The organism is Chitinophaga sp. HK235 (genome assembly GCF_018255755.1).
In the GTDB taxonomy this organism is placed as follows: domain Bacteria; phylum Bacteroidota; class Bacteroidia; order Chitinophagales; family Chitinophagaceae; genus Chitinophaga.
Map to the genome: position 1 here is coordinate 4,819,024 of NZ_CP073766.1, position 13,495 is coordinate 4,832,518.

A 13,495-nucleotide genomic window follows, 5' to 3' on the forward strand; every position below is an offset into this window, starting at 1 on the left:
AGCAGGCTTTGCAGTTATATTGTCCGGCTAATGTGGTTATTTCCGGTCGGCCGATAACAGTTGTTTATACTTCACAGGGTCACGCAGCATACTGATGGCGGCATTTACATCCCTGTCCCAGCTCAGCGACCTGGCAATCCTTCCATGCTGGGAATAATAGCGGTTGGTGATTTCTTCTTCCAGCAGCTGCCTGATCTCTGTTTTGTTCTTCAGCAGGTCCTGTTTCTTATCATGTTTCATTTTCTGCTCCAGCTGTTCCAGCTCTTTGGATACGGCATCGTAGTATTTCTCCTTCTTCGCGGTGTTCTTGAAATTCTCCAGCGCGTCTTCACTCCGTGTTTTATAGCTGTAGTCTTTATTGTCGAGGTAACGCTCAAAATCGGCGAATGCTTCGTCTGTCAGCGTAAAGCTTGCTGCCGGCGCGATTTTAGGATGGCTGTAGTAGTAAGAGGTAGCATAATCAAAGATATACTGTTTACGCAGCAGGCTTACGGCTACCTGGCTGATATAGGTAGGTGCCACGCTGGTATCCGGTTCTATGCCGCCGCCGTCTTTTACCGTACGGCCGTTCTGGGTAGTAAATTTTTTCTTCAGGGAATCGGGCACATAGTCTACACTACCGTCTTCGTTGCGGTGGGAGTAGTCGATAGCCTGTATGCAGCGGCCGCTGGGCGTATAGTACTTAGCGGTAGTCACCTTCAGTTTGGTATTATAAGGCAGCTGGCGGGTGGTTTGCACCAGCCCCTTCCCGTAGGAGCGCTGTCCTATAACGAGGCCCCTGTCGAGGTCCTGAATGGCCCCTGCCACGATTTCTGAAGCGGAAGCGGAAGAGTGGTTGGTGAGGACAGCCAGCGGGATATGTGTATCCAGCGGAAGATCGGCAGTTTCGTAATTACGGTCCCAGTTCTTCACTTTGCCTTTGGTGCTGACGATCAATTTGTTTTTATCCACGAAGATATTGGCCACTACCACAGCCTCATCCAGCAAACCGCCGGGGTTGCCGCGCAGGTCCAGGATAACGCCTTTCATGGCGGGGTTGTTCTGTTTCAGCTGCTGGAAGGCGCTGCGGACCATGGCGCCACTGTTTTCAGTGAACTGCGCCATACGGATATAACCGATCTCTTTGCTGGCCATGCCGGAATAACTAACCGGTTTTACATTGATTTCCTCCCGGATGATTCTTTTGGAGGTTTCCGCGCTGGTAACCGGGTTACGGAACAGGATATCGAGGTGGGTCCCGGGAGCACCTTTCAGCAGTTTGCTGATTTCTTCCTGGGGGGTATCCTTTACAGATTTGCCATCCATGGTAACGATGATGTCGCCGGGTTTTACACCGGCTTTATCCATGGGGCTGCCCTCGTAAACGTCGGTGATGGCCGTCCATTCTCCGTTTTTATTGATGGAGGCACCTACCCCACCGTATTTGCCGGTGGCCATAAATTTCAGGTCGTCCAGGTTTTCTTCCGTCACAAAATCGGTGAAGGGATCTGTTTCCTCAAGAATAGCTTCTATGCCCTTATGCATCACTTTTTCCGGGGGCAGGTCATCTACGTAGTAGGTATTCAGTTCCCGGTAAAAAGCGGCGAAAATATCCAGGTTTTTGGCAATCTGGAAGTAGCGGTCGCTTTCGTTGTAAGCAAAGAGTCCGCCAGCGATGATCAGTAACAGCAGTGCTGCTGCCAGTTTTTTTCTTTTATTAAAAAAAGCACGCATGCAAGAGTGTATAAGATGAATGATGGTTATCGTTGGTCCACAGGATACTATCAGGGTACGGGATCATAACCGTGCCCACCCCAGGGATGGCAAGACAAGATACGTTTTATCGTGAGATAGCCTCCTTTAAAGACACCATATTTTTTAAATGCTTCCAGCCCGTATTGGGAACAGGAGGGCGTATAGCGGCATTTGGCGCCCAGCAGGGGAGATATCAACCACTGATAGATTTTTATCAGGAAGATAAACGGGTAACTTAACCAGCGCTTCATCATGGCATTGCTTTTAGTGGTGAGCGTACAGCCATTAAGGTGTCGGCTTTTAGTAAACAATCTTTCTCAGCATTCCCTAAAAGCTAACAGCAGCGGCTAGTAGCTAGTCTTCAATTTCTCTAAAATTACCGAAATTTTGTGGTGCAGGGTAGAAAAATCCGCTATTTTTTTGTCGGTGTATACGAGGAAGACGGCGAGCCGGCGGGATTCGGCATGCAGATGGTCATAAAGCCCTTGCTTTTGCAGGCGCCAGGCTTCGCGGGAGAGGCGTTTGATACGGTTACGATCAACCGCGTGGGGGAAACGGCGGGTAGAGGCGCTAAAACCTACCTGCACCGGGAATTTGTTCACCGGCAGCTCCTTAACGGGCAGGTAAATTACACGGAACGGGAAAACAGAAAACGCTTTTCCTTCACGAAAAAGCGTTTCAATAAGTTTTCTGCTCTTTAACCTCTCTTCTTTTGTAAAAGAATAAGTTTTTATGGCAAATAGTATTTAGCTACCGGATTATTTCAGCTTACGTTCGTCAGAAACAGTCAGCTTCTTACGACCTTTTGCTCTGCGGGAAGCCAGTACCTTACGGCCGTTGGCAGTTTCCATTCTCTTTCTGAAGCCGTGAACGCTCTTTCTGCGTCTGTTATGCGGTTGAAAAGTACGTTTCATTTCTTTTTTATGTTTTTACCTGTACTATACTAAAAGCCCCTATACGGGGATACAATTTTAAAACGGAAGGCAAAGGTAGCAGAAATAATTCAAAAAGTAAAATAAATCCCCAAAATATCGCCTTCCATAAAATATAAAAATGGAATACGGCTCACACCGCATTCCATTTTAAATATTAAAAACGTTAATTATTTAATACCCAGTTTGGCTTTTACAGCTGGCAGCAGGTCGTCAGCAGTAGGAGAAACCAGCAGCAGGCCAGCAGAGCTGTCGATTACATAACCGTAACCTTTTTCTTTAGCTACGTCTTCGATCGCTTTGCGAGCTTTATCGTAGATAGGTTTCAGCAGCTCCTGTTGTTTCTGCTGTACTTTCTGTTCTGCCTGATCGCGGTAGTCCTGGATACGTTTCTGTGTGTCCTGGATTTCACGACCTTTGATTTCTTTCATATTTTCGGTCATGCTGGCCGCTTTCTCGTCGAATTCCTTTACTTTTTTAGTGTACTCGTCCACCATTGTTTTACCTTCTGCTTCCAGGCCTTGTGCAAATGTCTGGAGGTCAGTTTCTGCTTTTTTAGCTTCCGGCATACTTCCCACGAGCGCCTGCGCATTGATATGAGCTACTTTGGACTGGGCCATTGCATTCACGCTGAACAAACCGGTAACTGCCACAAAAGCAATAATTACGTACTTCTTCATGATGTTGTCTGTGTTTAAAAAAATTTAAATACTTATAGTTAAAAAATAGGTACAGATTACTTCTTTACGCCCAATGCTCTTAATATCTCCTCGCTCTTATCCAGTTTGGGATCTGAAAAGATCACAGTGGTACCGCCGGACTTATCCAGTACAAAATCATACATTCTGCTGGCAGATAACTTCTGTATAGCATTGTAGATCTTGTCCTGTATCGGCTTTACCAGCTCTTCTCTCTTTTTGAACAGATCACCTTCATATCCGAAACGTTTTTTCTGCAGGTCTTTGGCTTCTTTTTCCTTTGCCACAATTTCATCTTCCCGCTTGCGTTTCAGCTCTTCTGTGAGCATCACCTGCTCCGCCTGGTAAGACTTATACATTTTATCTACGTCCTGGAACTTGACATCAATTTCTTTCTGCCATTGTTCCGCCACTGCATCCAGCTTTTTCTGGGAGTCCTTGTATTCAGGAATGCTCTCCAGGATATATTTGGTATCTATCACACAATAGCGTTGTGCATTGGCTGCACCTGCCATGGCCACCATAAAGGCCGCTGTAATAAATAATTTCTTCATGCTACATGTATTTTTTTGCCATCTCCGGAATCCCGGTTGATTTTGCAATATATAAATTTATTTGGCAATTATTCTGGTTCGAAGCCGAGCATAAAGGTAAACTTAGCCGCATCCTTCAGACCTCCACCAGGCTGGATACGGTCAAATCCTATACCATAATCAAATCCAAGCAATCCAAACATCGGCAGATAAAAGCGCATACCGATACCAGCAGAGCGACGCAGCTGGAAAGGATTGTACTCTTTCATATCACGGTAACCGTTGGCTGCCTCTACGAACGCCAGACCAAAGATGGTGGAACTGGGGTTCAGGCTGAACGGATAACGCAGCTCCATCACATATTTGTTGAAAACGGTGAAACCACGGTAATCTGCCGGCTGGCCACTTTCCGGGTTTACACTCGGATTGGAAGTATAATATACCGGATAACCTCTCTGGGAGATGATATCACGGTCATAGATCGCAAAGTTACTCAGACCATCACCACCCAACTCAAAGCGACCGAACGGCGACAGTGTGGTACGGTTGTTATAACTGGTGATATAACCGAATTTGGCGGCCACTTTCAACACAAAAGTCTTGTTGTCGCTGCCCATCGGACGGCTCAGCGGCACATACCATTCTGCGTTGAAGCGGTATTTCTGGTACTCGATAAACTTGAACTGCGTAGTAATTGGCTCCTTGGTATAATCTTTCTGTGGATTGAACAGAGAGTAAGGAGGCGTATACTGTGCAGACAGCATGAAGTTGGAACCACTGCGCGGGAAGATCTGCTGGTCTACGGAAGAACGGGCCAGCGTGAACTTCAGGTTCAGGTTGTTGGAAGTACCGTTATCAAAGCCCGCGATACCGAAGTAGTTATAGTTCTTCAGTTTATACTGCTGATAGTTCACGGAATAGATCAGTGTAAAGAAGTCATCCGGCCATTTCAGCTGCTTACCCAGCGACACGGAGGCACCCAGTACTTTAAAGTGACCGTCAGTGGTGGTAGTATTCTGGTTATAAATGTTCTGGTAATAGTTGCTGTAGGCGTAAGGGTTCTGATAGCTGCTGTAGAAGCTAACGGAGAACTGGTTCCTTTTCTTTCCGCCCAGCCATGGCTCGGTGAAGGAGAAGTTGTAGGAACGATAAGCCTTACCGTTGGAGGACACACGTACAGAGAGCTTCTGGCCATCGCCGCTGGGCAGCGGATCCCAGGTCTCTTTGCGGAAGATGTTACGCAGGGAGAAGTTGTTGAACGTTACACCTAGTGTACCGGTCAGACCGATATAACCACCCCATCCTGCAGACAGTTCCAGCTGGTCGTTGGCTTTTTCTTCCACGGTATAGTCAATGTCTACAGTACCATCGGCCACGTTAGGCACGGGGTTCATACCAATTTTTTCCGGGTTGAAGAAGCCGAGGTTGGCAATCTCACGGTTGGAACGGATCAGGTCTGCACGGCTGAATTTTTCGCCGGGGATGGTACGGAGTTCACGACGGATAACGTGTTCGTTGGTTTTTTCGTTGCCCGCAATACGTACTTCCTTGATGGTAGCCTGCGGACCTTCACGCAAACGGATCTCGTAGTCGATGGTATCGCCACGGATGCCAATTTCCACCGGGTCTATCTGGAAGAAGAGGTAACCATAGTCCATGTAGTAGCCGGTGATGTCACCACCTTCCTGGGACATTTGTTTACCCAGTCTTTTTTCCAGCAGTTCCAGGTTATACACGTCTCCTTTTTTGATACCCAGGATACGGGTCAGTATGGAGTCACTGTAGCGGGTATTACCTTTCCAGGTAATGTCGCCGAAGTAGTATTTTTTACCTTCAGAGATAGCCAGATCGATATTGAGGTTCTGGGAAGGGGATTTATAGGTGGTGTCCTTCAGGATGAGGGCGTCCCTATAACCTTTGGAGTTGTAGTAGCTCACAATTTTTCCTTTGTCCTCTATATATTTTCCTTCGTTGAATTTGGCGGAGCTGAAGAGTTTAAAGCGGAAGTAGGGGTCCAGTTTTTCAAGTGCGCGGGTGGGCTGCAGATAACCATAGGTTTGCCAGAAGTCATCCGGTTTGGCCAGGGAGTCTACGTATACCCTTTGAGTATTGGGATACAGGGTGATACGGGTACGCTCCTTGGTGCCCTTCATTTTCTTTTTGAGTCTGGAGTCCGCGATATTGTAGTTGCCTACGAAGTTGATGTCTTCGATACGGACTTTTTGGCCTTTATCCACAAAAAACACCAGGCCCATGGAGTTTACCTGGCCGGTATCTTTTCTTTCTTCGATTTTTACGGTAGCATTACCAAAACCTTTGTCTGCGTAATATTTATGTACTACACCGATCACGTTTTGTTTGATGCTGGGGGTCACCACGGTACCTTTACGCAGGCCGGATTTGGTGGTGATATCATCAGCTTCTGATTTTTTGATGCCTTTGAAGGAGAAGCTACTGATACGGGGCATTTCGATAAGACCGATTTCAAGCCAGATCTTACCGTCTTCGATTTTGGTAACGTAGATAGTTACATCAGCAAACAGGCGCTGAGACCAGAGGCTTTGGATAGCCTTGGTGAACTGGTCACCGCCCGGATATACAACCTTATCACCTACACTGAGGCCGGAGAGCGACAGCAGCAATGATTTATCCAGGTATTGGGTACCAGCAACGGTGATATCGGCAATTTCGTACTGTTGCGGAGCGCCCATGCTAAGCGGGGAAACTACCGGCGGATTAGCGGGAGGCTGTACAGGGGGGACGGTATCTTTCTGTTGAGCGGATACACGTATGCCAGCACTGCAACATAATGCTATAGCCAGAAGGCCCTTAGGAAATAATTTCTTCATTCTGCTGAATTTGTTCGCTTGTTTTGCCAAAGCGCCGTTCTCTGGTTTGAAAATTTAAGATGGCTTGGTAAAGATGTTCATTGCGGAAGTCCGGCCAACGGGTATCTGTAAAGTACAGTTCCGCGTAAGCCAGCTGATATAGTAAGAAATTACTGATCCGGCATTCTCCACTGGTACGGATCATTAATTCCGGGTCGGGCAGTCCTGCAGTACAGAGATATTTTTCCCATACCTCCGGCGTAACAGTCGCCGGGTCCAGGGTCCCTTTTTTCACATCCAGCGCTATTTTCTGGGCAGCATTCACGATTTCCCACCGGGCACTATAGCTGAGGGCCATGACAAGATTAAGGCCGGTATTATGGCTGGTAAGCGCTATCGCTTCTTCCATTTCCTGCCGGCATTGGGGTGGCAACATTTCCATATCGCCAATAACACTCAACCTGATATTGTTTTTGGATAGGGTGCCTACCTCTTTCCGGATGGTGTTAACCAGCAGTTCCATAATGCCATTTACTTCATATACCGGACGGTCCCAGTTTTCGGTAGAAAAGGCATACAGGGTAAGGTAACCTATTCCAAGTTCTGCACAGGTTTCAACGATATTGCGCACACTTTCTACGCCTTCGTGATGCCCATACAGCCTGTCTTGTCCTCGCTCCTTAGCCCAACGGCCGTTACCGTCCATGATAATGGCGATGTGGCGGGGTAACCGTTGTAAGTCTAATTTATCCTTCAAGCTCATTTGTGTCAGGCGTATTATATCAGATTATTACAGATTTACTAATAAAAGTGTGCAAAGATACAAAAATAGAGTAATGACTTTTTTAGCAAAGCTCAGCCCTCTGTTTTAACGTAGTTTTAACAGCGAAATCAATACCAGTGGGGATTCTAAGGATTTTCGGAGGTATAACCCGGTCATCCGGAGTCAAGAAACGGCTACCCGCAGAAAAGTAAGTTAACCGTAATTTAAAATTTACAATTATACGAAGTAAACAGGATACTTATCGTGAATTCGATGGTCAGGTACTGGTCTTTATCACGGCTGTTGCCACGCTGCCGACCGGCTACCCCAATAGGCGTACCGGTTACATAAGAACGGTCCTGCAATAATGAAGCTACAGAAGGCTTTCCGTCTCCCAATGCCGGGAAAACCATTGGCCCGGCGTAAGTGCCGCTGACATCATCCAGATAATCTGTCTGGGTAAAACGATATAGGGCTTCCAGGCCCACATTCACTTTTTTTGAAATATTATACTTAAAACCGCCTCCAATCAGGAAAGCGTAAGATACCAGGCTGTATGGCTTACGTTCCGGATACAGAGCAGATCCCTGTCCCTCCGTCCGTAACGGCTGCAGGAAGTATTTTTTCCCGTCCAGGTAAGCGTAAGGATTGAAGTGGAAAATACTGACACCACCCGTCAGATAAGGAGAAAAACGGTGGTCCAGCGTGCCCGGCTCAAACTTAAAAAAGTTAAAATCCCCCTGCAACGCCAGCTCAAACAAATTGGTATTAAAGCTCAGGTTTCTGCGATGTTGAAATTCATTTTTATTATATACGTCGGAGTAGCCCAACTGCATAAAACGTGCATGAGCGCGCACCCCCACATATTCGTTGAGGTATTTCCGGTAGTATACGCCCACGGCTGGCTTCATTGCGTTTAAAGCCCCTCTGGTATTGAGGTCCCCGAAATAATGCGCCCCTCCTATCGACAAACCCAGCTCCCCTACATATTCCAGCTCATTTTGCGCCGCCACCCTATTGGTCAGCAGACAAGCAGCTGCCAACAGTAACGATAACACGAAGTTTTTTGGATATAAAAAAGATTTCAGCATAAATCAGTTACTTAAACGCAATAATGCCGGATTTATTTAATGTATGACTGATCATTATGCTAACAGCTTCATTATCAAGCGGTTTCCACAAAGGCATAATAACATTTGCAATCAGCAGGCAATATATTTGTAAATGTAGCAATATATTTTACAAATAATATGTCCCGTCACACTTTAATCCTGTTCCGGGCATCAATACCCCAGAGCAGCTTATTACGCAGGGTATGCAGGAAATTACTTTCATCCAGTCGCAACAGGCTGAGAGAAAACCGTTCTTTTTTAATAGCCAGCTGCACAGTGCTGTCAATGGTTTCCATACGGCTGTCGAGTGTACACAGAAACTGATCGCTGCGGCCCTCCACTTCAAAGGATATCACACTTTCATTAGGCACAATAATCGGACGTACATTGAGGTTATGCGGCGCCACCGGCGTGATCACAAAGTTGTTGGCATCCGGGAATACGATCGGGCCTCCACAGCTGAGCGAATAACCGGTAGAACCGGTTGGAGTGGAAACGATCAGCCCATCAGCCCAGTAAGTATTGAGAAACTCTCCGTTCAGATAAGTATGGATCTTTACCATCGCGGAAGTATCCTTTTTATGGATGGTAAATTCATTCAGTGCATAAGGGATATCTCCGAACAACGGCACATTGGCATCCAGGTGAATCAATGAACGCTGATCTACCACATAGGTACGGTCCAGCAGGGCCTTTACCAGGGAATGGATCTCGTCTTTGCCAATGCTGGCCAGAAAACCCAGCCGGCCAAAATTAATTCCCACCACCGGAATATTGGTATCCCGCACATAACACACGGTATCCAACAGAGTACCATCACCACCCAGGCTCATCAGAAACTCAATATTCCCCGGCAGATCTTCTGCCCGGGAGAACAAGGGAGGTTCCTCCTTAAAAGAAATATATTCTTTCAGCGTATGGTAAAAAGGTTCGTAAAGGGTAGCGGAGATCTCCGCACGCTGCAATTCATCCAGCAACAAGCGGATATTTGCAATATCTTCTGTAATAAATCCCCGGCTATAGAGAGCAACCTGCATTTGTGCATTTCTTTAAGTAATCCAACAAACCGTGTACGCTGTAGTTCACTGTTCCTGCTACATATCTACACTTGTGTGTAAAAATAGTCCTTTTTGCCCTAACTGGTTAACGCTGTACTCTATACGCAAACAGGTATCATAAAAAGAAACAATATCAAGGCCGATGCCGCCAGTATATAGGAAACGGTTGTTGAGGAAACTGTTTCCAGGGAACTTGTTGTACGCATATCCCCCATCGGCAAAGGCTTTGGCGAATATGCGGAAAGGTACGGTATTGAATTTTTTGGGGACGATGGGCAGCTTCAGTTTGAAGGCCAGTATCTCCTGACGCAGGGTGGACTTCAGGATAGCAAAACTGGTACCGTCAACCACGTAATATTCGAGGCCCCGCAGGTAATCTTCCGCATACCCCAGCGCCTGCTGGTTCATATAGGGCTGTTCGTCCGAAAACTTCACCTGTCCCCGCATGCCCAGCGCCAGAAAAGTCCTGGGCCGCAGTTGCCAGAACCGGGCTGCATTCAGCCGGAACCGGATATCGTCAATATCACTTAGTGGGCCGATACCACGCTTGGCCGCCTCTCCCATTATACTGACACCCTTGAGCGGGTACACCCAACTATCTGCCCGGATATAGGTAACGCGGTAGACCAGGTCTAAAAACCGTACGCTGGTACGGCCTTTTCCCAGGTAATTGGGGTTGATGATGGCCACCGAATCGGCTACTTTCTCATAGTTGTAGTAGAGAAATACCTGGTGTCTGGTATTGATGGCTTTACGGTAGCTGTAACGGATGCCAATCGTATATACCTGGCGCAGGAATTCATCCTTGCGGAAAAACTGCTGTTTATTGTTGCTGGTACTATCGTTAACCTCACGGTTACGGCTATATGAAAATAAAACTCCCAGGCCATGACGGAAGCCCTTATCGATATAAGGCAGGTTATATTGCAGGCTTATCTTCTGGGTATATCCGAACTGCAGGGTGGCATCCAGGCCATCATTACGTCCGGTGAGGTTTTCCTGTGTTCCTTTTACACCCAGATTGACACGATTAAAATTATGTCCTTTCTCCACCCACCATTGGTTGAAGTTTCTGTCGGCGAGTTTGAAAATAGGAAATGCAAAGGTGTACCAGCGCTCCCATACTTCAAATACCAGGTCAGCGCTATTGCCGTCCCAGTTTTTGACATTGGCGGTGGCATTGAGGAACAGGGAGGTATTCAGGATCTGTTTCCTGCGTTCTTCCAGCGTTTCCGCCAGATTGTTGAGGTAGATGGTATCTCCCGGAACCGTGCTTATTTCACGTTGTATGATGGAGGTACGGGTTTTCTTATTACCGATAATGATAATATTGCGAACGACCAGGTAGCCGGAATCCTGTGCCAGCGCTGCAGCCCTTCCCCCTTCTTCCATCCGGCTTTTCGCCGCGCCAGGTAATACTATGCCGAGCAGGCATAAGTATCCCAGCAAGTAATAACAGCATCTCAGCATGTAGGCTATCTCTGATTTAGATTGCTAAAGTTACATTAAATGTGTGTCGTTATCATGGAAGATAAACAACCCTAACAACATAAAAAAATTAACCGGGGAGGAGTTACATGCTGATATAATTCATCAACAAATCGTAGTTCTTTTTGACCAGGTCTTCTTCCTGTTCTTCGGAGTAGATGTATTTGATAGTATAATTAAAGCGCTCGTAAGTGGCCACCAGTGAGTGGAGTTCCTGGCGGTTGGTTTTGAGCAGCACTTCCAGCTTACCGGAAGGATCGGTAATCGTATTTACGCTGAGCAGGATCACGTCGTTGGACTCCGCAATGCGGGCTATTTCGCTGAGACTATAGTCGCGGGGATCCATTTCCAGGGCCAGGATGCCACCGGCTTCCTTTGCTCCGTTGAATTGGGCCAGGGCAGCCAGCAGGTTATCTTTGGTGATAATGCCCAGGTATTCGTTCTCCTTGGTCACGACCGGCAGGGCACACAGTTTGAATTCATGGAACAGCTTCAGCGCTTCAAAAAGGTGGGCACCTTCCTGAATGGCAGTACGGCTGGCTCCGTTGTACTGCAGGGATTCCAGCAGCAGTTCCGGCTCTTCCAGGTCCATAATCTGATCTTCCTCTACCAGTGCCACATACTTATTATCCACTACCATAGGCAGTTGCGTAAGATGATATTCATTCATCAGACGCAATGCTTTAGTTCCTGCATCCGAAGGTTGCAGGATTGGCACGGTGGATATGAGTTCTCTGGCAGTCATTTTCGTGTATTCTTACACAATAATAACAAAGAATCTTCCAACAGAAAAAGAAATTACATGTACTGTTATCCTGCCGCACCTGCAGAGGGCGGTCTATACGCAATACCAGAAACGGTTCAGGTGTTTGGCTGCGTCTTCAGTTTCTCCAGAAAAGCGTGCAGGATCTTGTTAAACTCGTCGGGAACTTCCATCATGGGCGCATGGCCGCATTTATCAATGAATTCCAGTTCAGAATTAGGTATAAGCTTTTGAAATTCTTCGCCCACCATAGGAGGTGTAACGGTATCATTTTTACCCCAGATCAGCAGTGTAGGTTGTTTGATGTCTTTCAGTTCATCTCCCAGGTTATGTCGGATAGCAGATTTAGCCAGGGTGATGATTTTGATCACTTTCAGACGATTGTTGACAATCTCAAACATTTCGTCCACCAGTTCTTTGGTAGCGATCTTCGGATCATAAAAAGTAAGCTCAGCTTTCTTACGGATATATTCGTAGTCTCCTCTTTTAGGATAGGTTTCACCCATACCATTTTCAAACAGACCGGAACTACCAGTGAGTATCAGCGACTTAATAGGCGCTTCCGGGTGTTTGAGCAGATATACCAGCGCCACATGGCCACCCAGGGAATTACCCAGCAGGTGCACATTCTGGTAGCCTCTGGCTTCAACAAACTTGTGCACAAACTTAGCCAGGCCGCCAACAGACGTTTCCAGGATGTTTAAATCATACAGGGGCAACATGGGTATCACAACCTTGTTATACTGCCGGAAATACTCGATCATGTGCGAGAAATTGCTCAAAGCACCAAAAAGTCCATGCAATAATACCAGTGGTTCTCCTTCTCCTTCTTCTATATAACTAAACTTACCCTGTGTTTTGATTTCGTAATCCATTGCCAAATCTTGAAAGTCAATTTTACGCTAAAATAATTCTTTTTATTAATCTAAATACTGTCAGGCTGATTGTAAGTGTCCGGCAGCTTTATCAAAAAACGCCTGCAGCTGGGAGAATATGTCTTTAAAGACCGGTATCCACTCTCCCATATGATCCAATACCCAGGGGCCTATGTGCTCAATATAGGGATATACCACTGAATGCAGTTTGGTTTCCGGGCTCAGCAGATAGATCTGGTTGGCAATCCACAATACCACACTATAAACAATCGTGAATATCATACTGTACAACAGAATGCCACCCAGCCTGTTCAGCCATCCCATCATGGCCATTTCTATCAGCTTCTGCAGTGCGCTGGCACCCAGTCTTACCAGTAATGCCACTCCCACAAAAAGGCAAACGAAACAAAGCATCGGCACCCAACGGGAATGTATATCCCATCGTTGCTGCACCAGTGTAGCGGTAACTGCAGAAAGTTTAAGGGCAACTGCCAGTCCCAGTGTTACGGCAACCAGCGAAAAAACGGCCACTATCAATCCACGTGTATACCCTTTATAAAGGGCTATTACCATGATAATGGCAAAAACGATATCTATTGACAAAGTAATAATTTTCGATTTTTCTGATTCCTGATTTTTTGATTTTGGAATGGAAGAAGGTCTCAAATTCCAAAATCAAAAAATCAAAAATTAAAAAATCTTTAAATATTT

The 13,495-nt window shown here is 46.5% G+C and carries 14 protein-coding genes; all 14 read right to left on the minus strand.

The annotated features are described in order from the left end of the window. Positions 1-36: 36 nt before the first annotated feature. On the minus strand, positions 37-1,713 hold the full coding sequence (locus KD145_RS17785; protein ID WP_212000395.1) for a S41 family peptidase: 1,677 nt from the start codon (positions 1,711-1,713) through the stop codon (positions 37-39). Positions 1,714-1,763: 50 nt separating this feature from the next. Further along, complete coding sequence (gene yidD, locus KD145_RS17790; protein WP_256441220.1) at positions 1,764-1,988, minus strand: membrane protein insertion efficiency factor YidD; 225 nt, start codon at positions 1,986-1,988, stop codon at positions 1,764-1,766. Between the two features lie 93 nt (positions 1,989-2,081). Then, positions 2,082-2,480, minus strand: a complete 399-nt coding sequence (locus KD145_RS17795; RefSeq protein ID WP_308219048.1) for a ribonuclease P protein component — start codon at positions 2,478-2,480, stop codon at positions 2,082-2,084. Between the two features lie 12 nt (positions 2,481-2,492). Next, positions 2,493-2,648 (minus strand): 50S ribosomal protein L34, encoded by a 156-nt coding sequence (gene rpmH, locus KD145_RS17800; protein ID WP_012788729.1) that lies wholly within the window; start codon positions 2,646-2,648, stop codon positions 2,493-2,495. Between the two features lie 188 nt (positions 2,649-2,836). Next, positions 2,837-3,346 carry an OmpH family outer membrane protein gene (locus KD145_RS17805; RefSeq protein WP_212000397.1) on the minus strand — a complete coding sequence of 170 codons (510 nt, stop codon included), beginning with the start codon at positions 3,344-3,346 and terminating at the stop codon, positions 2,837-2,839. 56 nt (positions 3,347-3,402) lie between these two features. Next, positions 3,403-3,918: an OmpH family outer membrane protein gene (locus KD145_RS17810; protein ID WP_212000398.1), complete on the minus strand. Its 516-nt coding sequence runs from the start codon at positions 3,916-3,918 to the stop codon at positions 3,403-3,405. Between the two features lie 68 nt (positions 3,919-3,986). After that, positions 3,987-6,746: an outer membrane protein assembly factor gene (locus tag KD145_RS17815; protein ID WP_212000401.1), complete on the minus strand. Its 2,760-nt coding sequence runs from the start codon at positions 6,744-6,746 to the stop codon at positions 3,987-3,989. Next, positions 6,727-7,488, minus strand: a complete 762-nt coding sequence (locus tag KD145_RS17820; RefSeq protein ID WP_113616356.1) for an isoprenyl transferase — start codon at positions 7,486-7,488, stop codon at positions 6,727-6,729. The genes KD145_RS17815 and KD145_RS17820 overlap by 20 nt, the downstream gene beginning before the upstream one ends. Before the next feature lie 224 nt (positions 7,489-7,712). Beyond that, positions 7,713-8,579, minus strand: coding sequence for a DUF6089 family protein (locus KD145_RS17825; RefSeq protein WP_212000402.1), 867 nt, complete (start codon positions 8,577-8,579; stop codon positions 7,713-7,715). Positions 8,580-8,746: 167 nt separating this feature from the next. Further along, the gene (locus KD145_RS17830) at positions 8,747-9,637 is read right to left on the minus strand and encodes an NAD kinase (protein WP_212000404.1); all 891 of its coding nucleotides are present in this window, start codon (positions 9,635-9,637) and stop codon (positions 8,747-8,749) included. A 57-nt stretch (positions 9,638-9,694) separates the two neighbouring features. Continuing rightward, positions 9,695-11,128 (minus strand): POTRA domain-containing protein, encoded by a 1,434-nt coding sequence (locus KD145_RS17835; protein WP_212000406.1) that lies wholly within the window; start codon positions 11,126-11,128, stop codon positions 9,695-9,697. A gap of 103 nt (positions 11,129-11,231) precedes the next feature. Next, positions 11,232-11,891 (minus strand): CBS domain-containing protein, encoded by a 660-nt coding sequence (locus KD145_RS17840; protein WP_212000408.1) that lies wholly within the window; start codon positions 11,889-11,891, stop codon positions 11,232-11,234. 116 nt (positions 11,892-12,007) lie between these two features. Beyond that, positions 12,008-12,784 carry an alpha/beta fold hydrolase gene (locus KD145_RS17845; RefSeq protein WP_212000409.1) on the minus strand — a complete coding sequence of 259 codons (777 nt, stop codon included), beginning with the start codon at positions 12,782-12,784 and terminating at the stop codon, positions 12,008-12,010. 60 nt (positions 12,785-12,844) lie between these two features. Beyond that, positions 12,845-13,387, minus strand: a complete 543-nt coding sequence (locus tag KD145_RS17850) for a CvpA family protein (protein ID WP_212000410.1) — start codon at positions 13,385-13,387, stop codon at positions 12,845-12,847. Positions 13,388-13,495: the final 108 nt, after the last annotated feature.